This is a genomic window from Pantoea sp. X-Soil-TKNS-1280 (assembly GCF_059730475.1).
This window is the reverse complement of record NZ_AP035962.1, coordinates 2,034,552-2,059,944: the sequence shown is the minus strand read 5'-3', so window position 1 is coordinate 2,059,944 and position 25,393 is coordinate 2,034,552. Positions and strand designations below refer to the sequence as shown.

Here is a 25,393-nt window from a genome sequence, read left to right as displayed (position 1 = left end):
ACACATTGTTTTAACTGGCGGCATGAGGATTGAACTATAGAAATTATGTTTTATTTGTCGCGAATATGAGGCAGATGTTAAATATCCACATCAAATATATGTAAAGTAATATGCACGATATATCGCGCCACTACAGGTCCGTTGTGGTCATCACTTCCCGAATAAATTCCGTCAGCGCCTTTAATGTGGGAGGAACCAGGCGATGACCGGGATAGTACAGACACAATGTGCCGAGATTGACTTGCCACTCCGGCATCAGCTGAATCACCCTGCCCGCCTGCACATCTGCCGCGATATGACGCTCTGACAAACAGGCAATCCCCAGTCCTCCCACTACCGCTTTCTGCGCCGAAGCCAGGTCATTGACGGTGAGCAACGGTTCCACCTGCACCTTATAGTTTTGCTGCTGGTGGCTCAGTTCCCAGCGGTAAATACTGCCGTCAGCCATACGCATACAGATACAGCAATGCTCACTCAGCTGTTCAGGCTGTTGCGGCGTCCCCGCGCGGGAAAGGTAGTCGGGCGACGCGACCAGGATCATGCGTAACGGTGGCGTCAGTTTTACCGGGATCATGTCGGCCGGGATATCATCCTCCAGGCGAATACCCGCGTCATAGCCTGCGGCAACAATATCCACCTTGTCCTTCTGGCTATGGATATCCGCCCGGATACGGGGGTAGCGAGCAAGAAATGGCAGCAGAATTTCGTCATACCACAACGCACAACTTTCCGGCGGGACATTGATGCGCAGTGACCCGGCAGGATCGGCTGGCAGGCTGGCAACCTCCGCAGACGCGCTGCGAATCATCTCGACCGCAGGCGCAATCTTCACCATAAAACGCCGCCCGGCCTCCGTTAACCCGACACTGCGTGTAGTTCGGTTGAACAGACGCACACCCAGCCGTTTTTCCAGCCCTGCGACGGCATTGGTCACAGCAGAGGGAGAGATTTCCAGCTCACTGGCTGCACCGCTGAAACTGCCGCGCCGCGCCACTGCCAGCATGATTTCAAGTTCACTGATACCGGTTCGATTCATCAATTATTCCGTTAAACGCAATAGCCTTTGCAGGGTCTGGCGGATTATAGCGACATCGCGTGCGTGCTACTTTTCTTTGCACCACAGCATTCCAGGAGAACAGCCCATGCACTCAATCGAACACATCTACATCAATGGCCGCTTTGTCACCCCGGCAGGCACCGAGAGGATGGATATTATCAGACCCTCCGACGGCAGTGTTATCGGCACCGCCCGGCTGGCTAATGAAAGTGATGCATTGCAAGCCATCGCGGCGGCCAAAGCCGCCTTCCCCGACTTTAGCCAATATAGCGTCGCACAGCGGCTGGCGCTGCTGGAAACTATGTTTCACGCCATGCAGCAATGTGAAGAGGAACTGCACGAGGCGGTACGTGAAGAATATGGCGCACCGTCTTCACGTTCGCAATGGATGGCCACCTATCCTGCTGATGTCATCAAACAGGTGATGAAGGAGTTGCAAACCTACCCGTTTCAGCAACAGGCAGGACGCGCCAGGGTACAAATGCTGCCGCTCGGGGTGGCCGGACTGATCACCCCGTGGAACAGCAATGCCGGCTTTATCTGCCATAAACTGGCTACTGCCATTGCTGCCGGTTGTACCACGGTGATCAAACCGAGTGAATTCAGCATACTACAAACTGAGGTGGTCACCAGGGCGTTGGATCGCGCCGGATTACCACCCGGCGTCTTTAACATCGTCACCGGTCGTGGAGCGACAGTGGGTCATGCCATCAGCACCAGCCCGGATGTGGCAAAAATCTCCTTTACCGGTTCCACTGCCACCGGCAAAGCCATCCTGCGCAGTGCCGCAGACAGTTTTAAACGCGTTACGCTGGAACTGGGAGGCAAATCCCCCACCCTGATTTTGCCCGATGCTGATGCCGCACGTGCAGCCGAACTTGCGGTGCAGGCGGGTTTTATCAATAGCGGGCAGGCCTGCATCGCCGGGACGCGCATTCTGGTGCCTGAGCAGCGTAAAGCCGAGTTTGAGCGTGCATTGACTGCCGCCGTACAACGACAGATATCCGGCGATCCAGCTGATGCCTGCACCACCATTGGCCCGATGATTAACCAGCAGCAATGGGAACGTGTTCAGCACTACATTGAGATGGGTACGCAACAGGGTGCGCGTCTGCTGGCCGGAGGCTGCGGCCGACCAGAACCTCTGACCCAGGGCTGGTATGTGAAACCAACCTTATTTACAGATGTTCGCAACGATATGCGCATTGCGCAGGATGAAATCTTTGGCCCGGTACTTAGCCTGTTAACCTACCGTGATGAGAAAGAAGCGATCGCTATCGCTAATGACACCCAGTATGGACTCTCAGCATTGGTGATCGGCGAAGATGAAGCCAGAGCCCGTCAGGTTGGTGAGCAGATTCTGGCCGGAAGAGTGATGATTAATACCCTGGCGCATGAACCGCGCGCGCCCTTTGGTGGGTTTCGCAGCTCCGGCATCGGACGGGAAATGGGCCAATGGGGGATTACCGCGTTTCTGGAACCACGCGCGTTAACCTTCGCACGGTAACGCAATAAAGTGCGCCGCTATGGTAGCGGCGCTGTTTTACGCTTTGGCTTCCTGCAACAGTTGCTGAATCACCTTCTCTTGCCCGGCGTAATCGCCCTCACCAAAGGCGGTGTAACGCAGCTGGCCGTGAGCATCGAAAATATAATGGGCTGGCCAGTACATATTGCCGAAGCGATTCCAGATACTGTAGTTGTTATCCGCCACCACCGGATATGGCAGCCCCCATTGTTTGATGGCCCGGCCGACTGCCGCCGGGTCACGTTCCCACGGATATTCCGGGGTATGCACACCGATCACCGTCAGACCATCCGCCTGATATTTCTTTGCCCAATCACGGACATGCGGCAACGTATGCTGGCAATTGATACAGTCATAGGTCCAGAAATCAATCAGTACCACTTTGCCCTTTAAATCTGCCCGGCTAAGAGGTGTGCTATTGAACCAGGACGTGCCGCCCTCCAGCCCCGGCAAGGCACTTTGTGTCTGTTCAACCACCGGCACCGGGGTAATTTTTGGCGTACTGGTCGGCAGAAAGTGGCTGAGGCGCTGCTCAAGGTTTTGTGCCAGCACCGGAGCCGCCTGTAACGCCCCCTGCCTGCCGCTGGCAAGCAGCACCACCGACGCCAACATCAATACTCCGGCCCCCTGGCGCAAACGCGTCATCATTGCCAGCCCAGGACGCAGACGAATGAGTAACTCGTGCCCGGCATACCACAATACCCCCAGCATCAACGCACACCCGGCACCGTAGGCCGCCAGCAACAATCCCACCGAAAGGGCATGCTGACCGGTGACCGCCAGGCTAAGAATGGCCCCGAGTACCGGCCCCGCACAGGGGGACCACAACATCCCGATCGCCATCCCGGCCAGCAACGCTGCGGTCAGGCCAGTACGCTGGTTGCTGGCGTTGTTAATGCGGTTACCCAGCAGCATAAAAGGCGTGGTGATCCAGTGCGCCACCCGCGTGGACAGCAGCGTGATAGCGGTCAACGCCAGGAACAACAGAGCCAGCCAGCGCCCTGCGGCCGTCACCTGCGTCACCCAGCTACTTGCCACCGAGATCAGCAGGGAAACGACGGTGAATACCAGTACCATACCCGCCAGCAACGCCACCATCTGCCCTCTTTTGCCGCGCACGCTGGCAAAAACAAACGGTATGACCGGCAATGTGCAGGGGCTCAGTAACGTCAGCATCCCCGCCAGAAACGCAATAATTAACGACATGGCTAACCTCCAGAGAATGATTATTGCGCGTTCACGCCTGCGACGGCACGGGTAATAACCTGAGCGACAGTGGTCGGGTGGCTCAGCATTGAGGTATGGCTGGCCGCCACGCTGCTAACACTGGCGTGGATGCGCTGCGCCATCGCCCGTTCCAGGTCGGGGTTAATCATCCGGTCTTCTGTGCTGACCAGATACCAGCTCGGTTTTTGCGTCCAGGCGGCGTGGCTCACTTTGTCACCAAATGCCGCAGCGCGAATCGGCCCCTGGGTCACGGTGAGGCGTTTTTGCTGGCTGACCGGCGAATCCTGGGCGAAATCCTGTGCCACCGTTGGCGCAGGCAGGTAAAGGAAACCGTCCGGCGTTTTGGCAATACCGGCGCTACCTGGCGGGGATGGGTAGCTTCCTGCCAGATCGCCGGTCGATTGTCCGACGGAAGGCGCGAAAGCGGCGACGTACACCAGGCCCTTCACGCGTGGATTATTGCCCGCTTCAGTGATGACGGTGCCGCCCCACGAGTGGCCCACCAGCACCACATTGCCCGGAGCGCGGTCGATTGCCCGCTGGGTGGCGGCAACATCATCCTGTAAGGAGGTCAGTGGCAGTTGCACCGCAATCACCTTGATGTGGTGAGATTGCAGCAGCGGAATCACCCGATTCCAGCTGCTGCCATCCGCGAAGGCACCATGCACCAGCACCACGGTGTTGACCGCGGGACTTTCCTGCGCGGCGAAAGAGGCAAAAGAAGCGCTAAGCGTAACAGCGGCAAGGGCACTAAACAGAAACTTTTTCATTGGAAACCTCGTGAATGTGATGGAGTGAAATGAACCACTGCGTTATCTGGCAGTGCGCTTATTTAACCCAGCTGATGTGTTCACGACGTTTCCGCAATCCCCCCTTTTTGTCTCAGTAAATATCCGGGGATGGCGTTGATACATAAGGCTACAAAAGGGGGACTTTTTTACTCACGCAACAGGATCTGCACATCAAGCCCGCCCTGCGCCCGGTTACTTAACGTCAGGCTACCGGCCATCTGGCTGACCAGCTGCGCGGCGATAGCCAGCCCGAGGCCAGTACCCCCGGTATGACGATTACGTGAATTCTCGACGCGATAGAAAGGTTCCAGCACCGCGTCCAGCTCCGCCTCCGGGATACCTGGCCCGTTATCACGCACATGGATCGCCATACTGCCATCCGCGCCGTTCAGCAGTAACACCTCGGCCTGATGACCAAACTTCAGCGCATTATCAATCAGGTTGGTCATAATGCGCCGTAGCGCCTGCTGACGAACATTGAAGTTATCTTTGCCGCTACAGGGCAAAAAGGTCACGGCTTTGCCGACATCCTGATAATCACAGGCGATGCTATCGAGGAATGCATTGAGGCTCACCCGCTGTGGCGTTTCGTCCGGTATCTGTGCCGATCGCGCATAATCGATGCCTTCACGTACCAGCCGGCTCATATTATCTAAATCACCCAGCAGCTTATCGCGCAGTTCCGGCTGTTCTGACATTTCTACCCGTAGCTTCATACGGGTGATGGGAGTTTGCAGATCATGAGAAATAGCGGCCAGAATCTGCGCCCTTTCCTTCAGATGCTCCTGGATGCGCAGCTGCATGGCGTTAAAGGCGCGTGCCGCCTGCTGCACCTCGGCCGGACCACTTTCCGGCATGATACTGGCACGGGTCGGTTTCAGCCCTTCCACCGCCTGGGTGAAGCGCATAAAAGGACGCACCACCTGCCGCACCGCGATCCAGGCGCAGAATGCCAGCAGCACCAGTTGAGCAAACAACACCACCGGCAGCCAGCGGGCAATGGCAGGCATGCGTGGCCACAGATCCAGCGTCAGCGGTGCGCCATCATGCAAGGTGATATGGGCCTGAATATGCAACTTCGGCCCGGGGATATTGCTGAAGGTTAAGGGATAGTGCCCGCCGAGCGTCTCCTGTAGCGAACGGATGGCATCGCGCGCACGCCAGCTGTCAGGCCAGGGACCGGCCTGTCCCGGCGAAAGTTCATAGCGATAGTTGCCCCGTTCCAGTTTTGCCAGCCATCCCGGCCGCTCTGCCGGGGAGAGATGATCAAGGATCGCCACGCTGGTCGCCACGTCATATTCAAGGTTGCCGAGCATCACCGTTTTGGCGCTGCTCATGCGCTCAATCATCAGGCTGACCACCGTCATCCCGTTCGCCAGCACCAGTCCCAGCAACACGATCAGCACCAGCCGGGACAGCAGCGAACGCGGCCACAGCCTCATAGATTCACCTCTTTAATCATCACCGGCGACGCCAGCACATAGCCTTCACTGCGCACCGTTTTGATGTAGGCGGGTTCGCGCGCATCTTCACGTAAACGCTGACGCAGGCGGCTGACCAGCAAATCGATGGAGCGCTCGAACAACTCGGCATCACGTCCCTGCGTCAGGTTTAGTAGCTGGTCACGGGTTAATACCCGCTGGGGGTGATCGAGAAACACGCGCAACAGGCGATATTCTGCCCCGCTCAGCGCCACAATCACTCCTTCGTTATCCAGCAGATGACGCGCCGAGGTATCCAGCTGCCAGTCACCAAACGCTATCAGGCGACCGGTCTCGGTGATTTGCAGATTCGGCGGCAAAGCACGGGTGCGGCGCAGAATCGCTTTGATCCGCGCCAGCAGTTCACGGGCGACAAAGGGTTTGATCAGATAATCATCCGCGCCCATTTCCAGCCCAAGAATGCGGTCGCTGTCTTCACTGCGTGCTGTCAGCATCAGAATCGGCAAATTACGCTGCGGATCGCTGCGTAACTGACGACATAAGGTCAGGCCATCGTCGCCGGGCATCATAATGTCCAGCACCACCAGATCAATCGCGTTGGCCGCCAGCAGCGCGCGCATTTCCCGGCCATTGGCGGCTCCGGTGGCGCGATAGCCGGATTTGATCAGATAGTCGGTGACCAGTTCGCGGATATCCCGGTCATCATCAACAACCAGGATGTGATCAATATGCTCCAAAACAACCCCCTGTCATCAGTCAGCTTAAAAGGATGAATGCAAAAAAGACCGGTACAAAATACCGGTCCGAAAACAAATTATTACCACAAAATCACATCTTTGCGGCATCAACCACCGCTTTGACAAAATCCTGCGGATCTTCTGCCGGTGGATTGTGTCCGATATTGCCGCTAAAGGTGCGATGTTCATATTTGCCGCTGAATTTGGCCCGATAAGCTGCCGGGGCCGGATGCGGCGCGCCGTTGTTATCCCCTTCAATGGTAATGGTCGGCACGCTGATAACCGGCAGAGTGGCCAGTTTTTTCTCATACGCCGCATATTGCGGTTCGCCTTTCTCCTGCCCGATACGCCAGCGGTAGTTGCTGACGGTGACGGCCACCTGGTCCGGATTATCCAGCGCCTGGGCGCTCTGGTTAAAGGTGGCATCGCTGAATTTCCAGCCCGGCGACGCCTGCTGCCAGATTAATTTGGCGAAATCATGGGTATTTTTCGCATAACCTTCACGGCCACGTTCAGTGGCGAAATAGAACTGATACCACCATTGCAGCTCGGCCTGCGGCGGCAGCGGTTTTTCACCAATCTGCTGGCTGCTGATCAAATAACCGCTGACGGAAACCAGGGATTTGACCCGCTCCGGCCACAGTGCCGCCACGATATCCGCCGTGCGTGCGCCCCAGTCAAAACCGGCAAACACCGCCTGTTTAATGCCCAGCGCATCCATCAGCGCCACCGTATCGGCAGCCAGCGCTGAGGGTTGTCCATTGCGCGGCGTGCTGGCGGACAGAAAACGGGTGGAACCATAACCGCGCAGATACGGCACGATAACGCGATAACCACGCGCCGCCAGTTGTGGCGCGACGTGGCTGTAGCTGTTGATGTCGTAAGGCCAGCCGTGCAACAGAATCACCGGCTGTCCATCGCGCGGACCAATATCGACATAGCCGACGTTCAGCACCCCGGCTTTCACCTGATGGATGGTGTGAAACGCCTGCGCATAATCGGCTTCGGTCGGGGTTGCCGCAGCGGCATGGGTGGCAGCAAACAGGGCTGTCGCGGTGATCAATGTAGCCAGCAAAGGTTTACGAAACATGGCGGTATCTCCAGAAATTTGATTGATGAGTGACAACGCCTACATAACACCATGCCGATGTATTGAGGTTGTTTCTGACAACCCGGTTTTTTGCCTCGCGATGTATTGGTGAGCGACGCAGATACAGTGCGATACAAAACGCCGCCACAACTTTCCAAAATTTTCCCTTCGAACTGTGCGCGCGATCTCCTCTCGCGGCAACATTATGAGATATATCTATTAACACGATATATCTAAATTTATCACAACAACGCTACCCTTGGTTTAATCTGAAAGAGAGAACATACCCATGCCACAGATCGACGAGTTGGTTCTGGAGCCACCTTTCAACGTGACGCGTGCCAGTCATGTTGTCCTGAACGTTCGCGACCTTGAGGTCAGCAAACAGTTCTATACCGATCTCATCGGGTTGGTGGTCAGTGACGAGGATGATTCCAGCGTGTATCTGCGCGGACTGGAAGAACGCGGACATCACAGCCTGGTGTTAAAAAAATCGCCGGATGTTCACTGTGCTCGCATCGGTATGCGGGTGCGCAGCGATGACGATATCAACAAAGCGCAAGAATATTTTGCCTCACAGGGCCGGGAAACCACCGTGGTGGAGCTGCCTTATCAGGGCCTGACCCTGCATGTCACTGATAATGTCGGCGTGCCGCTGGAGTTCTGCGCGTCCATGGCACCTTGTGAGCGGATGCTGAAACAGTATCAGCATTACCGTGGTGCCAGCGCCCAGCGTCTCGATCATTACCAGCTCCAGACCAGCGATGTACGCCAGGCCTGGTCGTTCTATCAACCGCTGGGTTTTCGCGTCAGTGAATATACCTGGTCTCAGGTTGAGCAGGATCAGCATTTGTGGGGCGTCTGGCTGCAACGCAAGGGTAATCCACACGATATCGTCTTTACCCAGGGGCCGGGGCCGCGCCTGCACCATTTCGCCTACACCCTGCCCGATACCAACGACATGATCCGTGCCTGCGATGTGGCCGGGGCTCTGGGGTACGCACCACAGCTCGAACGTGGCCCAGGCCGCCACGGCATCAGCGGCGCGTTGTTTGTCTACTTCCGCGATCCGGATGGACACCGTATCGAGCTGTTTAATACCCATTACCAGCACATCGATATTGAACCGGCCCTCGGCTGGAATCTGGCCGATCCCAAACGCGCCGATCAGTGGGGATTACCGGCGCAAAACAAATGGTTTACCGAAGCGACGCCCTTCGCCCACGTCCCGGTTATTCAGCCGGAAATCCCCGTCGATCCGCCTACGCTGGAACGCTTTCTCGCCCTTGCCAATGATGGTTAGGCGTACCGGCCATACCCGGTAAAACCTGAGCACGTTATGAAATCAGCCATTGGGAGAAAGGATCGTGAGTACATTCATTCAAAATCCGCTGGTCAGAATTCTGGTCGCCTATGCGCTTGGCGTGATGGCGGCGATGACCGTCAGTGAAGCCGTCACCGAGTTAGGTTCCATCGCTAAAGAGTTCCAGGTATTTGAACACAGCCAGATCGGGCTGATTATGTCGCTGCCATCATTGATGGTGGCGCTCGGCGCACTGCTGGCGGGCTACATCGTTGACCGAATCGGTGACCGGGTGGTGTTACTGGCAGGTGCGGTGGTGATTGTCGCTGGCGATATCTGCGTCGTCACCGCCCCGGCCTTCAATCTGTTGCTGGCCGGACGCATCATCACCGGCAAGCAGCGCAATATGGCGATGGCGCTGTGGTCTACGTTTGTTCCCGCCAGTTTCCTGCTGCCGTTTCTCTCGGCGGGCCTCGCGGAACATTTTGGCAACTGGCGTGCCGCCTTTGTGGCGCACTCGGCTCTCACCCTGGCGCTGGCGTTTGTCGCCACCGTGAGCCTGCCGCGCCGTACCGCCGAGGAGAAAGCGCAGTTCTCCCGTACCCGGGGTTTACGTGCCGTGCTGAAAAGCCCGTTGATCTATCTGCTGGGCATTTCATTCGGTGCCGACGCCTTTTTGCAAACCGGCATTATCTCCACCCTCGCGCCTTATCTTGCCAAACGCTACAGCGTGCCGGTGCTGGAAGTGGCGCACTGGAACGTGATGGCAATGGTGTGTAACGGCATCGGCTGCCTGATGGTCGGCGCGATGCTGAACCGGGGCGTGAAAGCCGCCGCGATTGGCGTGGTCGGCCTGATTCTCACCGGCGCGCCCGCTCTGGCGATCTACACCCTGCCGCTCGGCTTTATGGTTTCCATCGCCGCCTCGTGGGTATTTATGTTTGGCAGTGGCCTGCTGGTGGGCATGTGGGCACTGGCCCCGGTAGTGGCACCCTCACGCGAAAGCATTGGGGCCACCAGTGGGCTAATCACCCAGCTGACGCTGGTCGGCGTGTTCTTAGGCCCACCGCTGTTTATCGCCGCGCAAAGCAGTGAAAACCCGCAGTCGCTGGCGCTGCTGGTGATCGCCGGGCTGGTGGTGTGTCTGGCAGGACTGCCGATCTGGCTGCGCGATGTGCATCGCCAGACCCATCACGATCTCAAAACCAACACCCTGAAAAGTCATAGTTGAACGCTGAATAACAAGAGGAAGTCATCATGTTGGATATCGTCATTATTGGTGCTGGCCCGGCCGGACTGGCAACCGCTCTGCGCCTGCATCAGCAGGGCTTTCGCCCCCGCCTGTTTGAAGCGGTAGCCGAGATAAAACCGCTGGGCGTCGGCGTGGATATCAAGCCGTACGCGGTAAAAGAAATCACCGAGCTGGGCCTGTACGACGCCTTTGTGGCTCTCTCGGTAGAAGCCAAAGAATCGATTTTTTACACCGGCTACGGTCAGCAAATCTTCGGCGAGCAGTGCGGCAAACATATGGGCTACGAAGACGACCAGCGGTTTGTCCATCGCGGCCACCTGCAAATGATGCTGTACAAAGCGGTCCAGCAACGTCTGGGCGCTGACGCCATCACCCTCGGCTGTCGTTGCAGCCATTTCGAGCAGGATGACAGCGGCGTGACCGTCCATTTTGATACCCGTTTAAACCCCAATGCGCCGAACAGCGTGCGTGCCGATGTGGTGATTGGCGTGGATGGAATCCGTTCGGTGGTACGTAGCCAATTGTTGCCGGAATCCGCCCGCAGCCACTTCTCCGGTCTGACGCTGTATCGCGGCGTCACCGTGATGCCGCCGTTCAAAACCGGCGGCAGCATTTTGCACATCGGCGACCCGATTCGTCAGGGCACGCTGATCGTCTATCCGATTCAGAACAACGTCGATGGTCAGGGCAATCAGCTGGTGAACTGGGTGATTGAACAGAACGAGAAGCCGCAAACCGAAGAAGACTGGAACCAGGCAACCGGCGTCAAAGAGATCGAACACGTTTTTGATGACTGCCAGCTCGATTTCCTCGATGTCAGCGCCATGATCCGCAACGCCCGCGAATGTTATCTGTTCCCGTTGATCGATCATGACCCCTTGCCGCAATGGTCGTTTGGCCGCATCACCCTGCTCGGTGACGCCGCGCATGCCATGTATCCGCGCGGTGGCAACAGCGTTTGCCAGGCCTTTGTCGATGCGCGCGTGGTGGCAGAGAAACTCGCCAGCATCAGCGACCCGGTTGCCGCCTTGCAGGCTTACGAGCTGGAACGGCGCGAAAAAGTGAACTGGCTGGTGCTGGCGTCACGCGGCGAAGGTCCGGAAGTGGTACGCCGTATCGTTGAGGAGCGCAGCGGCGGTAAGCCATTCGACGACATCGAAAAAATCTTTCCCCACGAAGAAGCCCTGTCGATTTTCAGCGAATACCACGCCAGAGCCGGTATGCGCATTCCGACAGAAAAAGAGACCGACCAACCGACGAAATACCAATCGGTTTTTGCCACCCATAAATAATTTCCCTTTTCACTCAGATAGAAAGGAACTGACTATGAGCAAGATCATCGATGCCAATATGCACTGGCTGCCAGGCGAGCTGTTTTCTGACAAGAAGCTGCTGAATTCATTTCTCGACTGCGTACCGAAACAATATGGCGTGCATACCCGCGTAGAGAAAATTGAAGGCAAAGAACTGAGCCAGCTGATTATCGAGCAGCCGAAAGGCTTCGTTAACCTGAACTACGCCGAAGGGCAATACACGCTGGAAAGCCAGCTGGCCGATATGGAAAAAGCCGGAGTTGATCACGCCATTTTCCGTCTGCCGGTGTGGCAGGAATGGCTGGATCTGGAGACCTGTAAAGAGGTCAACACCCGCATGGCCGAATACGTGCACCGCAGCGAAGGTCGCATGTCTGCGCTGGCGGTGGTGCCGCCGTGGGGCACGGAAGATTGCCTGCGCGAAGTGGATCGTTGCCTGAATCAGCTGGGCTTCCGTGGCGCGCAGATCGTGGCGCACTACGGCCAGATTTACCTCGACGACGCGGCATTCCGCCCGTACCTGAAATTTCTCAATGATCTGAGCGTCCCGGTGGTGGTGCACCACACGCCGCTGCCGGTGGATTTCAACTCGGTGCTGCCTTACACCAACCAGCGTCGTCAGTTTGGCCGCTGCATTGATCAGGCGACAGCGGTCGGCCGCGAGCTGTTCAGCGGGATGTTCGATGAGCTGCCGAACCTGCGCTTTATCCACTCCATGCTGGGCGGCGCGTTTTATGCCTTCGCCGATATGCTGGTTCCGCCGCAACATCAGTTCAACGATGCCGTCGATCGTTTTCAGACCGGCACCGGCAACCTGCGTGCACAGCTCGGCAACAACATTTTCTTCGACACCTCCGGTGCGCCGCAATGGGGTAAAGCGCAACTGGAAGCCGCGGTGAAAGTGATCGGCGGCAAAAATATCCTCTACGGCAGCTCCTATCCGATCCGTAAAGACTGGTTCTTCAAAGGCATTGAAACCATCGAAGGTCTGGATATCAGCGCTGAGGATAAAGCCAATATTCTGGGCGGCAACGCCGCGCGCATGTTTAACCTGGCATAACGCGCCACGGCGCTGCGTCAACGCCGTAAACCCTCCTGTGTCTTGAACACTGCTCAGCCACCATGCTGGGAGCGGCGGGCTTCTGCTCGCCGTCTTTTTGCTAAAAGAAGGAGAAAACCCGTGGAACGACCACAATTTATCCGTTTTTCGGCCCACCAGGGCCAGGTGCAGGGATATGGTTTGATCAGCGGTTCCGGTGTTATCGATCTTACGCCACGCTTTGGGGCACGCTGGCCAACGCTGGATGCGGTGATTGCCGACCAGGCGCTGGTGTACCTGGCAGCTGAGGCGCAAAACCTGCCGGTGGATTACGCGCTGGCCGATATTCAGTACGAAGTGCCGCTGAGCCAGCCAGGTAAAATCCTGTGCATCGGCGTCAACTATCCCAACCGCAACGCGGAATATAAAGATGGGCAGACGGCACCGGATTATCCGTCGATGTTTGTGCGCTTCGCCGAATCGCTGACCGGGCATCAGCAGCCGCTGCTGCGCCCCGCCGAGAGCGTGCAACTCGATTACGAAGGTGAAGTGGTGATCGTGATAGGCAAAGCCGGTCGCCGCATTGCTGAAAGTGAGGCGCTGAACCATATCGCCGCCATTACCGTCGGTAACGAAGGTACGGTGCGCGACTGGGTACGTCACAGCAAATTTAACGTTACCCAGGGTAAAAACTTCTATCGCTCCGGCGCGATCGGCCCGTGGCTGGTTCCGTTCAGCGATGCCGCACAGCTGGCCGATATCCGTTTAACCACCCATGTGAATGGCGAGCTGCGTCAGGACGATCGTACCCGCCATATGACCTTCTCGTTTAGCTGGATCATCGCCTATATCTCCACCTTTATTCCGCTCAATCCCGGCGACATCATCTTTACCGGCACCCCCACCGGGGCCGGAGCGCGTTTTGATCCCCCCATCTGGCTGAAACCGGGCGATGTGATTGAAGTGCATGCCGAAGGTATCGGCACCCTGCGCAACGTCGTTGAAGATGAGGTGTGATGATGCTGAGCCAGAGCGAATTATTAACCGCAGTGGAGGCGCTCGACCATGCCGAACGCAGCCGCAGCCAGACCGGATTGCTATCGCTGCGCTTCCCGGCGATGACGCTGGACGATGCTTACGCGGTGCAACAGGCGTGGGTCCGGCAAAAGATTGAGGGGGGGCGCAAGGTGATTGGCTGGAAAATTGGCCTGACCTCGAAAGCGATGCAATACGCCCTGAATATCGACACCCCCGACTCCGGCGTGTTGTTCGACAATATGGTGTTTGACGATGGTGCGACCATTCCCGCCGATCGTTTTATTCAGCCGCGTATTGAAGCGGAACTGGCCTTTGTACTCAAGGCACCGTTACAGGGGCCGGATGTGGATGTCGAAGCGGTGCTGGCGGCGACGGCTTACGTGTTACCCGCGCTGGAAATTCTGGATACCCGCATTGTGCGCAGCGATGCCGCCAGTGGTAAAGCACGCACCATCGTCGATACCGTCTCCGACAACGCCGCCAATGCCGGTGTGGTACTGGGCAGCCAGCTATTTTCCCCGGAAAACGTCGATATGCGCTGGCTGGGAGCGATTGTGTCGCGTAACGCCACCGTTGAGGAGACCGGGCTGGGAGCTGGGGTGCTGAACCATCCGGCACGCGGCATTGCCTGGCTGGCAAACCGGCTGGCGCAGTATGGCGACCACCTCGCCGCCGGACAGATTGTGCTGGCCGGTTCCTTTATCCGCCCGATTGAAGCCCGTCATGGCGATACCCTCCATGCTGACTATGGCCGTCATGGGTCGGTCAGCTGCTACTTTGCGTGAGGCAACGATGTCCGCACCGATCAATGGTTTTAAACAGGCCCTGCAACATAAACAGGCGCAGATTGGCCTGTGGCTGGCACTGGCCAGCCCCTACAGCGCCGAGATCTGCGGCACTGCCGGTTTTGACTGGCTGCTGCTGGATGGCGAGCACGCGCCCAATGATGTGCCGTTGCTGATGAGCCAGCTCCAGGCGCTGGCGGCAGCACCGGCACATGCCGTGGTACGTGCACCGATGGATGCCCCCTGGCTGATAAAACAGCTGCTGGATATTGGCGCGCAGACGCTACTGATCCCGATGGTGGAAAGTGCAGAACAGGCGCAGGCGCTGGTGAAAGCGGTACGTTATCCGCCGCATGGCATACGTGGTGTGGGTGCGGCGCTGGCACGGGCTTCGGCCTTTAACCGTACGCCGGATTATCTGACCACCGCCAATGCGCAGATTTGTCTGCTGGTGCAGGTTGAGAGCCGTGCAGGTCTGGCGCAGCTGGATGCGATTGCCGCCACTGAGGGTGTCGATGGGGTGTTTATTGGTCCAGCCGATCTGGCGGCAGATATGGGCTATCCGGGACAACCCGCCGCCGCTGAGGTACAGCAGGCGGTAGAAGCGGCGCTGGTGCGCATTCAATCACATGGCAAGGCGGCGGGGATTCTGAGTGCCGATGCGAAACTTTGTGCGCGTTATCTGGAACTGGGTGCCACTTTTGTCGCAGTGGGCAGTGATGTCGGGCTGCTGGTGAAAGCGACCTCGGCACTGGCGGCGGATTTTCGTTAATTACGCAGACTCAGGTAGCGGCGCGATTAATCGCGCGCCTTTGACCTTTACGATGGCAAAATACGCACGATAAATCGTGCCGCTACGAAAACGTGCAGTTATGCGCCCGGTCAGGTTGGCTGCCAGACCACGTCCAGCGTTTCCCGCACCGCAGCCTCTTCCAGATGACGCACCAGAATATGTTGCATCTCCATCAGTTTTTCGTCATTCAGCGCGGTTAAGGTGACACGGAAGATGCCGTCCAGCGCTTCCATCCGCACCTCGCCCATACTCATGCGGAAGTGGCCGCTGTTTTCATCCATCACCACCGGCGTGCGATGCTGGAAATGGCTGCCGAGGCGGCGCAGAAAGCGCTCGCCGTTGGGGGTGACGATATCGGCCACACATTTTGCCGCCGCGTCGCTGAGCATCGGTGCATTGAGCAGGGCTTCGATCTGGTTGGCCGCGACATGGATAATCTCTCCCATACGCGTCACCACCTGCTCTGCTACCGGTTCCATTTTGGCGCGCAGGCTGAGGGCACGTTTCAGATGGTCCATCGCCTCCACAATCGCCTGCGGTGACTTGCCGTGCCCTTGCCCCTTCGGCACCACGCGCGCCACCAGCATATCAATCACGGTTTTATTGGCGCTGAGGAACGCGTTCCCTTCATCGGTAATGCTGTAGCGTTTGCGTCCACCTTTCTCTAAATCGATTTCGGCGTAGCCGCGATCGTAGAGCCAGGTTAAGGCCGGGTAGAGCACGCCCGGACTGGGTTTATAGGTGCCGCCCAGCCGTTCGTTGACTTCATGAATCAGTTCGTAACCATGGCTGGGTTGTTTGGCGATAATTGCCAGCAACAACAGACGTAATTCGCCATAATCAAAGGCACGCGCACGGCGGCCCGTTTTGCCACCCGCAGGTTGCGTGTCCAATTCGCTCTGTCCGACCATGTCTGCCCCCGCGCTGTTACCTGAATAACCACACAAATCTCACTGAATTTAAATATATCGAAATTTCCGATATAGTCCAGATGGATATGACTCACAGGCAATATAGAGAAAGCGGCGGGCAGATACAAATACTGCCCGCTATCAGGGGATTAGCGTGCCAGCACGGCAATAAAGTCGCATTGAATTAAGGTATTACCGCTGAAGTGCCCCTCCAGCGCATGGCGTGCCGGACGTGAGTGTGGCTGCGGGAAAACCTGTAGCCAGTAACGGTTCACCACTTCGCGCTGGGTTTTATCCTGCATCCATAACGTGACCTTGATGACGTCTTCCATGCTGCCGCCTGCCGCACAGACGATACTCTCCATATGCCGGAACATCAGTGCACACTGCTCGCCCAAATCGGCGGGCACCTGCTGCGTCTGCGGGTCCCGGCCATAAATCACCCCGGAGTACAGCATCGATCCCACCCGGCACGCCGCCGGGATTGGATTAGCATGGGGAAAAGCGTCGATATAAATGCTTTCGCGTTTAGCCATATTGCCTCCTGATTAATAATCGTCATCCGCCATTTTCGCGCCAAAGCGATACACCAGACGCAGGCGCTCGGCGTGATAGTTACCCGTCACCTCATTAGGGGAATGGACGTAGTCAAACTCGAACTCCAGATGCAGGCGTGGCGTGACGTTGTAACCGAGAATCATAAAGGCCGCGTTGATATTCTCGGCAGGCAGCGGATAGTAAATGCCGCTGGAGTCCTCCAGTTCCAGCCGCGTCAGGCCAAACACTCCGAGGTACTTTTCGTCGTGGTACGCATAGCGCAAGGCAAACGCCTTGCCTGGCTGGTTGGTGGTGACCATCGAAACCAGCGGTTGCCCGCTTTCCAGCGGGGTGTGATCATAAATGCCGTAGCTATACGGGGCAAAGAACCCCCCGTTCAGGAAAGCATCATCTTTGCGTGGCACATAAGTCGCGGCGAAATAGAGATCGTGATTGCGCGTTTTCATGCCGATGCGCCCGGAATAGAGGTCGGTATCGATGTTGTGATAGGGATACGCCTGATCGCTGGCGTCCCATTCATGCAGATATTGCGCCCCCCAGTACGGCGTCCAGTTGCCAAACTTCAGCGCGGAGACCGGCAGTTGCACCCCGCCATAACCCAGCTGGGCGCGTTTATCGAAGTGGTAATACCAGGCTTCGGCAAGGGTGTTCCACTGCTGTCCATAGCGCAGGCCCACGGTGGTGAAGCCGTTGCTGTCCACCGATGGCATGCTGGTGTCTTCAATTTCAGGCGCACCGGCATCGCCTTTGCCAAATTCATCCGAACTTTCGGGTTTAAAACGATAAATGCGGTACGCATTCAGCCGGAAATCGCCGGTGTCATTCAGGGCATAGCTGCCGCCAAACCCTTCATACAGCGCCGGAATCATGGTCCAGCCTTCACCTTCATTGGCAAAGGGCGTGTCCAGTCCAATACGTCCGCCCTGGAGATCAAAGCCATATCCCTGATAACGCAGGAAGGCCTTGCCCAGCACGGTCACGTCTTCGGATGGCAGATAGATCTCGGTTTTTTCCGCATCGTCATTATTCAGGCCGAAGTTATAGGCACCATAGACCCCCAATCCCACGCTAAATCCTGCCGCCTGCGGGCTGCGGTACTGGATATCCCCTCCGGCCGAGCTGGTGCGTTTATTGGGCAGCGTGCCGCTAAATTCTTTAAAGAAGGTCATGGTTTTGAGCTCGCCCGAGATATTGCCTTGTGTGAGCCAGTCGTTAAAGCTGTCGGAGTCCGATGCAGGTGATGCCTCCGCAAAGCAGTTACCGCAGAACAACGCCAGAGGCACTACGGTTAATGCAGCAATTTTGGTTTTTTTCTGAACATGCATTGCCTGATAACCTCGTCATAATGTGTAGCTGCGCGATTTTTCGCGCAGCGAGGCCGCCCGCGTCCCGTGGGGGAACGGTCAATTGACACTTGGGGTTACCCGGGCAAAACGACGTCACCCGGTACGACAGGAGTTCAGGCTTTACAGCCTGAGGTTACTTCTGCAACTGCGACAGCAATGCCTTGCCGTAGTCGTTGCCGTTAGGTATGCGGGTGATGGTGTGAATATGGAAACGCGCCGGGTGTTCATTGGTCAGCCACATGCCGCTGTGATGATCAAACTCCAGCATCACCACCGGGCTTTGCAGGCGGTAATAAAACACATCGTCATCACCGTGACCGCCAATCCAGCTCCACCAGCTTTCATCCAGATGGTCTTCGATTTGGCGCAGACGCCAGGCTCGCGGGCCATCCGGCAGAAAATCGAGAAAGACCGCCACCAGCGCCATCAGGCTGGCGCGCTGTGCCGGGGTAAACTCCGCCACGCACACCCCTTCCAGCGGGATCACCCGGTTATCCTGAAACGCGCCACCGAGATGGCGCTGATCGGCAAAATTGAAGCGTTCGGCAGGCATCAACGGGTCTTCCATCAACGCATAAAGAGTGGCGCGCTGGCGCTGCCCGGCGCTGAGGGATTGCATCAGCGCCAGACCGAGCTGCTCCTCTTCACGGAACAGCACACCATCGCTGGCATCACCCCGTTCGATCACATTGGGTTCGACGCCAAAAAAGGTCGGCGCAATCACCAGTTGCCTGCCGCTGATAAAGCAACAAAATGCCACGTGATGACCGTAAATCGACCAGCCCCACGGCTGCGTGGTCGAAGGGGTGCCGAACAGTAAAAAGTGGAAACTCCAGCGATTCATGATGTGGGTGAGATCGTAGAGTTCGCCGAGAAAATGGTTGGCATCCATCACCTGCTGCACTTTGCGGAAACCGCGTGCGCTGGTGCAGCTTTGCAGTAATGACCAGAACGCCTCGTGGGTTGATGCGGCGGTTTCATCCAGCCGGACACCATAATCATTGAAGGGAATTTCCGGGTTGTACCAGGCACGCCACTGTTTGGCGTCGATGGCATAACACACCTGCTGCTGTTGCGCGCTATCCAGCGTGGAAAATAATGCCTGTGCCGCCCTGACCGCCTCCTCCACGGCAAACCCTTCATCGCGCAGGGCAAACAGATCCGGCTGCACTTCACCATTGCTGGTGATGCCGCGAAAAGTTTCATCCAGCATTGCCTGCCAGTGCGCCCTGAGTTTTTGCGCTTTGTCAGTGGCCAGCATCCGCGCGCCATAGGTTTGCAGATCGACACCGCGCGCCAGCCCGATACGTTCGGCATCCGCTGGCATCAGGTAATCACGAAAGTTGTCACGGGTCATCATGCCTCCTCGCGGGTTTCAGCAACCACGGGATTCTCAATATGACCGAGACCCTCAATCTCCAGCCGCATCACATCGCCGGGTTGTAAGAAACGCCCGGTCGGCGCACCAATGCCGGAGGGCGTGCCGGTTGCCAGAATGTCACCCGGTTCCAGCGTCATCACCGTCGAGAGATAGGCGATCTGGGCATAGATGTCGTAAATCATGTCGCCGCTGTCGGCATGCTGCCGCAGCTCACCATTGACGAATAGCTTCATCTCCAGTCGCAGGGGATCGGGGATTTCATCGGCAGTGGTGATCCACGGCCCGATCGGACCATGGGTATCGAAGGATTTACCCAGGGTGAAGGTTGGTGATTTATGCAGCCAGTCACGCGCCGAGACATCGTTGACGATCAGATAACCGGCAATCACGCCTGCCGCCTCACTGGCTTTAACGTGACGGCAGCGTTTGCCGATCACCACGCCCAGTTCGATTTCGTAATCCATTTTGTCGCTGGCATCTGGCTTTACCACCGGTGCGAACGGCCCGTTGATGCAGGAAACCTGTTTGTTAAACCACAGCTGGCTTTGCGGAATTGGAATGCCTGCCTGACGCGCTTCTTCCGCATGTTTGCGGTAATTCATGCCAATGCCGAGAAATTTCTGCGCGTCCTGAATCGGCGCTTCCAGCTGGACCGCAGCTAAGGCAAAGGCCGGCGAACGTGCCGCTGCCAGTCGTGGGCGCAGCGGCGTTAATCCTGCCAGCAGCTGGCGCATGGAATCCCCCACGCCAGGCACGCCAGAGAGGTCTATGACCTGATCACCCACCACTTTGCCAATGCGGGTGCGGCCCTGTTCGGTAAAACGTACCAGTTTCATGCTGTTTTCCTTTGCTGTCAGACCTGATGAGGAGTTAACTGCGAAAGCAGAATTTGCCAGCCACCAGCGGCGCGGCGCAGTACCAGCGTCGAGAAGCCATAACGCTCTGCTTCTTCACCGGTTTCCAGCCGTCGTACCCGGTTACGGGTGTTGCCAGTCAGGATGGCGATATCACCTTCGACACGGATATCCGGCGGCTCGCGTTGAATGGCCACAAAGCCCCCCATCCGTTTCACATGCGCCAGAAACTGCGCCTTGTTATGCACCATGCCGGTACTGTGGATATGGATAAGATCCGCTGCCAGCATGTTTTCCAGCGCGGTTAAATCCGCTTCGATGAGCGCGCGTTGCCGCTGCTGTTCAAACGCCAGCAATTGATGAATCAGCTCAGTCATCAGATCAACCCCGGATAGGAGCCGCCATCCAGTTGCAGGTTCTGACCCGAAATAAACCCGGCCTGCTGGCTGCACAGAAACGCACAGGCGGCGCCAAATTCAGCCGGTGTGCCGTAGCGTCTGGCGGCAATGGATTGCACATTCCTCTGGCGTGCCTCTTCGCGGCTGATGCCCTCTTTGGCGATCAGGCGCTGCAGCATAAATTCCTGGCGTGGTGTATCGATCCGCTCCGGCAGCAGGTTATTTATGGTGACGTTGTCACGCACCACTTCCTGGCTGATGGCCTTGCACATCGCGGTTAACGCCGCACGCGCCGCGGTGGAGAGCCCCATCATGTAATGCGGCGTTTTCACCATCGCCGAAGTGATATTGATAATGCGGCCAAAACCCTGTGCCTGCATGGCAGGCAGCCAGGTGCGGATAAGCGCAATCGCGGGAATAAAGTTGGCTTCCATTGCCTCACGCAACGCGCTCGCTTCCCAGTCCGTTAACGCTCCGGGCTGCGGCCCGGCATTGTTGGTAACGAGGATATCGACCTGCGGTAAAGCGCTGATGATGCTGCTACGCCCGGCCTCGGTGGTTAAATCCGCGCAGATATAGCTGATTTCCGCCGCAGGATTTTCCTCACGCAACCGCTGCACAGCGTCCTGCAATTTGGCTTCATGGCGTCCGTTCAGCGTGACGCGCACCCCTTCTGCCGCCAGTGCCTGCGCACATGCCAGACCCAGCCCCTGTGACGACGCGCAGACAAAAGCGATTTTACGGCGTATGCCCAGATCCATGATTTCTCCCTGCATTGATGGCGTGGATAACGGTGCGATAACGAATAATTAGATATATCTAGTATTACGATATGTCAGAATATTGCACGGCTCGACGCTACAAAACTAAGAGGCGGGTCACGGATCGTTAACAGGATGTGAAAATGAGAGGTGTTATAACAGCGCGATAAATCGCGCCGCTACGTTAGGTTGCGGTTGTTGGCATTGGTGCTAATAACTGCACATTCCGTAGCGACGCGATTTATCGCGTGGGTTTTAATAAACTATTGCCCGCTGACGGTACCGTTCAGCACCGCGGGCGCATCGGCTTTCACCAGGAAACAGATCAGCGTGGCATCACGTTCTCCGCGAATATCCGGCAAGGATGCCGCATCGCTGACCGCATCACCTTTATGCAACCTCTGCTCACCAATACGCACCACACCCTCCAGCAGGGTGATCCAGACGGCAAAGCCCTCACGCTGCGGCACCTGAATTTGCTGGTCTCTTTCCAGTTTCAGATCCCAGGCATACACCGCCTGACGTAACGTCAGAGGAGCATCACTGCCTTCCGGTCCTGCCAGTAATGTCCAGTCATTCACCGCCGCGCCTGCTGGCCGGGTGAATTGCTGCACACGCCCTTCGCCACCCGCGCTGGCGGGCCGGATGTAAGCCTGCAACATTTCGGTTTCGATCAGCGGTGCCGATTCTTCATGACGCAGACCGTCACCGGCATTCACCACCATCACGCGTTTAGCATTAAGCGGCGTACGTTCGCCATCTTCATGCTGATGCTGGGAGGAACCGCGCCAGACGTAAGTGAAGATCTCATCATTCTGATGGCTGTGCATCGGTACGCGTGCGCCGGTTTTCAGCGTCATCTGGTCCACAATCGCCAGCGGCCCAAACGCCTCGCCAGGACGCTGGCGGCGAATGGTAAAAGGACCATATTCAAACAGCTGGTCGCGCTGTGCACGTAACACGTTCATTATCAGCCTCCACAAAATCAGTTTATGGCAACCATGATAGTGACTGGAAAATTGCACACCAGTAGGGGGATTTGCTCGGTTAAATCAAATTTTTTGACAATTGATCATTCGCCATCGTTGCGGAAATTACGTAAAATAAACGCTTACTTTCCGCAGGCCATACACAATGAATCGGACAGAGCAAATTCTTGCCGCAGCAGAACAATGCATGCGGCTTAAAGGTTTTTACCAGACATCAATCCAGAATATTGCCCGTGAGGCAAATGTCAGCGTGGGTTTGATTTATAAATATTTCACCAATAAAGAGTCTATTATCGAAGCGCTGGTGTTAAACATCACGCAACGTTTAAAAGATCGCTTAAATGATGATCTGGAAAAAATTGCCAAATCAGGGGGTCAGGCACGCCTGCCGTTGTTTTCCGCCGGGCTGGTACCGCGTGAAGTGGAAAATGATATTGTGTTATTAATGGAAATATCGTCTGAATCAATGCGTAACTCGCGCATTATGCAAATCATGACCAATGCCTGGCAAAATCTGAAAGATAATTTCATCGCTAAAGAACAGGCACTGCATCCTGAGAAAGACAGCAATGTTATTCATACCCGCTTATATGTGCTGTCACTGATTATTGACGGCATTATTATCCGTCGCAGCATGAAACAACGCGAAATTGCACCGTCTTTTGTGCCATTTTTTGACGGCATTATCAACGATGTGAACAATACCGTGATTAAACAATAAATTAAGGCAATAAATGCTGACTGAGAATCGTGCTCAGACGCGCCAGTTCCTGTTGATCTAAATCATCATCAACAAAAGTACGACAGGCCACACCATCAATCAGCAGTAATAAAAAATGGATCTGATTAAAACGTTGCTCCGCAGTCGCCTGGGGTTCCCGTTGCTGAAATACATTATCCAGCATGGCAATTAATTGTTGCTCCTGCTCAGCGAGAATGTCTCGCACACTGGCATTACGTGAAGCCTCAGAATAGACTTCCAGCAATAAACACTGGTCCTTAATTGACCATCCCTGCCAGAACACCGAATCCCTGGCAATAATATCCGCCACCTGCGGTTGCTGGCTGAGTTTATTTTCCAGAAAGGTGCGCCATTCTGTCGCGATGACCTTTACCGTTTCAATCACCAATAATTCTTTGCTGCTGAAGTAACGATATATTTGTGCAGCACCCAGCCCACTTTCAGCACTCATCTCTGCCATGCTGGCACCATGAAAACCAGAACGACTGAAACAGACTTTCGCCGCAGTAATAATCAGCTGTTTACGCTGGAGCGTAAAATCTTCCAAGTCTTTCCTGGTCAATTTGAAACCTCATCAAAAAAAATGTACGAATTCGTCGCCGTGGGCCGATACGTAATCGGCCCACAGGATTTTACAGCTTGAGTTCCGACTCTTTCAATGCGGTCCCACCCCCCATCACTTTGTAGAAGGTGATGAGATTCAGGTAATACGCCTGTTGGGTGGTCACCAGGCTGGTGCGCGCGCTGTACAGCGTACGCTGCGCGGTCAGAGCATCCAGGTAGGTATCAATACCGTTGCGATAACGCAGATCTGCCAGATGGTAGTAGGTCTGCGAGGCCGCCACGTTGTGACGCTGGCTGGTTAACTCGTCGTTGATGGTGCCACGCCGTGCCAGCGCATCCGCCACTTCCTGGAACGCCGTTTGCACCGCTTTCTCATACGCCGCGACGTAGTATTCCTTCTCCGCTTTGGTGTATTTCAGCTGCGAAATATTGTAGCCACCGGTGAAAATCGGCAGCGAGATGCTCGGCGCAAACGACCAAATCCCGGCACCGTTTTTAAACAGTGAAGAAAGGTCAGAACTGCCCACACCACCGCTGGTGGTCAGCGAGATGGTGGGGAAGAAGTTGGCGCGCGCCGCACCAATACTGGCATTGGCTGACTTCAGGTTATGTTCCGCTTCCAGTACATCCGGACGATTCAACAGCGCGTCTGACGAAATTCCGGCAGGCACCTCACGGAATGCCTGCCCCAGCGCATCAATACCCTGCGGCAACAGGTTATCCGGCACGCTGCGTCCCACCACCAAATCCAGCGCGTTTTTATCCTGCGCGACATCCGTGGTGTAACTGGCCACATCCGCCATCGCCGAATGATAAGTGGTTTCGGCAGAGGAGAGATCCACCATTGAGGCAGTGCCATGTTCCATCTGCTTGCGCGTCACTTCCATCGACTGACGGGCGCTTTCCGCCGTCTCTTTCGCGATCGCCAGATTGCTGCGATCGGCCGCCAGCTGTAACCAGTAATCCGCCGTGTTGTACAGCACCGTCAGGCGCGTACTGCGTGCGCCCTCCAGCGTACCGAGATAAGTTTCATACTGCTCGCGCGTCAGGCTCTGATTCTTGCCAAACAAATCCAGCTCGAACGAACTGACGCTGCCCTCGGCTTCATAACTGTTGCTGATCGCCGTCTGATTACCTTCGCCCGTCAGGGCGCGCGAACGGGTGCCACTAACACCCGCATTGATGGTCGGGAACAGCTCTGAACGTTCCTCACCATACTGGGCGTGGGCGGCTTTGACACTGGCGACGGCTTCACGCAGATCGCGACTGCTATCCAGCGCCATTGCTACCACCTGACGCAGCTGCGGATCCAGGATATAGGTCTGCCAGCCAATATCACGATAATTGGCCGCCTGTGCCCCCTGCAATGAACGATAAGCCTCACCGGAGGGCATGGTTTTGCTCACCGGGGCTTCCGGACGTTTATAGTCCGGATCCAGTGAGACACAGCCTGCGAGGAAACAGGGTAAAAATACCACTAAGAGTTTTGCTGACATG

25 protein-coding genes are annotated in these 25,393 nt (G+C 56.4%); 9 read left to right on the top strand and 16 right to left on the bottom strand.

Features of this window, described 5'->3' with window-relative positions; all coding sequences use genetic code 11:
* Positions 1 to 130 precede the first annotated feature (130 nt).
* Positions 131 to 1,036: a LysR family transcriptional regulator gene (locus tag AC6I8X_RS09655; protein ID WP_497840974.1), complete on the bottom strand. Its 906-nt coding sequence runs from the start codon at positions 1,034 to 1,036 to the stop codon at positions 131 to 133.
* A 106-nt stretch (positions 1,037 to 1,142) separates the two neighbouring features.
* On the opposite strand from AC6I8X_RS09655, the gene AC6I8X_RS09650 reads away from it, so the two are divergent.
* Positions 1,143 to 2,564 carry an aldehyde dehydrogenase family protein gene (locus AC6I8X_RS09650; RefSeq protein ID WP_313684525.1) on the top strand — a complete coding sequence of 474 codons (1,422 nt, stop codon included), beginning with the start codon at positions 1,143 to 1,145 and terminating at the stop codon, positions 2,562 to 2,564.
* A 36-nt stretch (positions 2,565 to 2,600) separates the two neighbouring features.
* Here AC6I8X_RS09650 and AC6I8X_RS09645 read toward each other — a convergent pair whose 3' ends face one another.
* The 5 genes from AC6I8X_RS09645 to AC6I8X_RS09625 form a co-directional block, all read right to left on the bottom strand.
* On the bottom strand, positions 2,601 to 3,788 hold the full coding sequence (locus AC6I8X_RS09645) for a cytochrome c biogenesis protein DipZ (RefSeq protein WP_313684523.1): 1,188 nt from the start codon (positions 3,786 to 3,788) through the stop codon (positions 2,601 to 2,603).
* Positions 3,789 to 3,808: 20 nt separating this feature from the next.
* A complete protein-coding gene (locus AC6I8X_RS09640) occupies positions 3,809 to 4,579 on the bottom strand; it encodes an alpha/beta fold hydrolase (RefSeq protein WP_313684521.1) in 771 nt (256 codons plus the stop codon).
* A gap of 167 nt (positions 4,580 to 4,746) precedes the next feature.
* Positions 4,747 to 6,042, bottom strand: a complete 1,296-nt coding sequence (locus tag AC6I8X_RS09635; protein WP_313684519.1) for an ATP-binding protein — start codon at positions 6,040 to 6,042, stop codon at positions 4,747 to 4,749.
* On the bottom strand, positions 6,039 to 6,779 hold the full coding sequence (locus AC6I8X_RS09630; RefSeq protein ID WP_299452887.1) for a response regulator: 741 nt from the start codon (positions 6,777 to 6,779) through the stop codon (positions 6,039 to 6,041). Before AC6I8X_RS09630 ends, AC6I8X_RS09635 begins: the two co-directional genes overlap by 4 nt.
* Positions 6,780 to 6,870: 91 nt before the next feature.
* A complete protein-coding gene (locus AC6I8X_RS09625; protein ID WP_497840973.1) occupies positions 6,871 to 7,869 on the bottom strand; it encodes an alpha/beta fold hydrolase in 999 nt (332 codons plus the stop codon).
* Between the two features lie 289 nt (positions 7,870 to 8,158).
* On the opposite strand from AC6I8X_RS09625, the gene hpaD reads away from it, so the two are divergent.
* The 7 genes from hpaD (at position 8,159) to hpaI (ending at position 15,371) form a co-directional block, all read left to right on the top strand.
* Positions 8,159 to 9,172, top strand: coding sequence for a 3,4-dihydroxyphenylacetate 2,3-dioxygenase (gene hpaD / locus AC6I8X_RS09620; protein WP_313684513.1), 1,014 nt, complete (start codon positions 8,159 to 8,161; stop codon positions 9,170 to 9,172).
* Between the two features lie 64 nt (positions 9,173 to 9,236).
* Positions 9,237 to 10,403, top strand: a complete 1,167-nt coding sequence (locus AC6I8X_RS09615) for an MFS transporter (protein ID WP_497840972.1) — start codon at positions 9,237 to 9,239, stop codon at positions 10,401 to 10,403.
* Between the two features lie 26 nt (positions 10,404 to 10,429).
* A complete protein-coding gene (locus AC6I8X_RS09610; protein ID WP_313684508.1) occupies positions 10,430 to 11,716 on the top strand; it encodes an FAD-dependent monooxygenase in 1,287 nt (428 codons plus the stop codon).
* Between the two features lie 34 nt (positions 11,717 to 11,750).
* Positions 11,751 to 12,797, top strand: coding sequence for an amidohydrolase family protein (locus AC6I8X_RS09605; protein WP_313684506.1), 1,047 nt, complete (start codon positions 11,751 to 11,753; stop codon positions 12,795 to 12,797).
* A 120-nt stretch (positions 12,798 to 12,917) separates the two neighbouring features.
* Positions 12,918 to 13,793, top strand: coding sequence for a fumarylacetoacetate hydrolase family protein (locus tag AC6I8X_RS09600; protein WP_497840971.1), 876 nt, complete (start codon positions 12,918 to 12,920; stop codon positions 13,791 to 13,793).
* A 2-nt stretch (positions 13,794 to 13,795) separates the two neighbouring features.
* The gene (hpaH, locus tag AC6I8X_RS09595; protein ID WP_313684536.1) at positions 13,796 to 14,599 is read left to right on the top strand and encodes a 2-oxo-hept-4-ene-1,7-dioate hydratase; all 804 of its coding nucleotides are present in this window, start codon (positions 13,796 to 13,798) and stop codon (positions 14,597 to 14,599) included.
* 7 nt (positions 14,600 to 14,606) lie between these two features.
* Positions 14,607 to 15,371 carry a 4-hydroxy-2-oxoheptanedioate aldolase gene (hpaI, locus tag AC6I8X_RS09590; protein WP_497840970.1) on the top strand — a complete coding sequence of 255 codons (765 nt, stop codon included), beginning with the start codon at positions 14,607 to 14,609 and terminating at the stop codon, positions 15,369 to 15,371.
* Positions 15,372 to 15,481: 110 nt separating this feature from the next.
* On the opposite strand, the gene AC6I8X_RS09585 is transcribed toward hpaI, so the two are convergent.
* The 8 genes from AC6I8X_RS09585 to AC6I8X_RS09550 form a co-directional block, all read right to left on the bottom strand.
* Complete coding sequence (locus AC6I8X_RS09585; protein WP_497840969.1) at positions 15,482 to 16,303, bottom strand: DUF2218 domain-containing protein; 822 nt, start codon at positions 16,301 to 16,303, stop codon at positions 15,482 to 15,484.
* A 149-nt stretch (positions 16,304 to 16,452) separates the two neighbouring features.
* Complete coding sequence (locus AC6I8X_RS09580) at positions 16,453 to 16,839, bottom strand: RidA family protein (protein WP_313684498.1); 387 nt, start codon at positions 16,837 to 16,839, stop codon at positions 16,453 to 16,455.
* Positions 16,840 to 16,851: 12 nt separating this feature from the next.
* The gene (locus AC6I8X_RS09575) at positions 16,852 to 18,186 is read right to left on the bottom strand and encodes a hypothetical protein (protein WP_313684496.1); all 1,335 of its coding nucleotides are present in this window, start codon (positions 18,184 to 18,186) and stop codon (positions 16,852 to 16,854) included.
* Positions 18,187 to 18,340: 154 nt separating this feature from the next.
* Positions 18,341 to 19,567, bottom strand: coding sequence for a DUF3500 domain-containing protein (locus tag AC6I8X_RS09570; protein WP_497840968.1), 1,227 nt, complete (start codon positions 19,565 to 19,567; stop codon positions 18,341 to 18,343).
* Positions 19,564 to 20,424 carry a fumarylacetoacetate hydrolase family protein gene (locus tag AC6I8X_RS09565; RefSeq protein WP_313684492.1) on the bottom strand — a complete coding sequence of 287 codons (861 nt, stop codon included), beginning with the start codon at positions 20,422 to 20,424 and terminating at the stop codon, positions 19,564 to 19,566. Before AC6I8X_RS09565 ends, AC6I8X_RS09570 begins: the two co-directional genes overlap by 4 nt.
* Positions 20,425 to 20,441: 17 nt before the next feature.
* Positions 20,442 to 20,819 (bottom strand): nuclear transport factor 2 family protein, encoded by a 378-nt coding sequence (locus tag AC6I8X_RS09560; protein WP_313684490.1) that lies wholly within the window; start codon positions 20,817 to 20,819, stop codon positions 20,442 to 20,444.
* Positions 20,819 to 21,601 (bottom strand): SDR family oxidoreductase, encoded by a 783-nt coding sequence (locus tag AC6I8X_RS09555; protein WP_497840967.1) that lies wholly within the window; start codon positions 21,599 to 21,601, stop codon positions 20,819 to 20,821. The genes AC6I8X_RS09560 and AC6I8X_RS09555 overlap by 1 nt, the downstream gene beginning before the upstream one ends.
* Positions 21,602 to 21,864: 263 nt before the next feature.
* Complete coding sequence (locus tag AC6I8X_RS09550; RefSeq protein ID WP_299452845.1) at positions 21,865 to 22,569, bottom strand: pirin family protein; 705 nt, start codon at positions 22,567 to 22,569, stop codon at positions 21,865 to 21,867.
* 166 nt (positions 22,570 to 22,735) lie between these two features.
* Here AC6I8X_RS09550 and AC6I8X_RS09545 point away from each other — a divergent pair, with 166 nt between their 5' ends.
* Positions 22,736 to 23,311 carry a TetR/AcrR family transcriptional regulator gene (locus AC6I8X_RS09545; RefSeq protein WP_497840966.1) on the top strand — a complete coding sequence of 192 codons (576 nt, stop codon included), beginning with the start codon at positions 22,736 to 22,738 and terminating at the stop codon, positions 23,309 to 23,311.
* Position 23,312: 1 nt separating this feature from the next.
* On the opposite strand, the gene AC6I8X_RS09540 is transcribed toward AC6I8X_RS09545, so the two are convergent.
* Together AC6I8X_RS09540 and AC6I8X_RS09535 are read right to left on the bottom strand one after the other, a co-directional pair.
* Positions 23,313 to 23,879, bottom strand: a complete 567-nt coding sequence (locus AC6I8X_RS09540) for a TetR/AcrR family transcriptional regulator (RefSeq protein WP_497840965.1) — start codon at positions 23,877 to 23,879, stop codon at positions 23,313 to 23,315.
* Positions 23,880 to 23,964: 85 nt separating this feature from the next.
* On the bottom strand, positions 23,965 to 25,392 hold the full coding sequence (locus AC6I8X_RS09535; RefSeq protein WP_497840964.1) for an efflux transporter outer membrane subunit: 1,428 nt from the start codon (positions 25,390 to 25,392) through the stop codon (positions 23,965 to 23,967).
* Position 25,393: the final 1 nt, after the last annotated feature.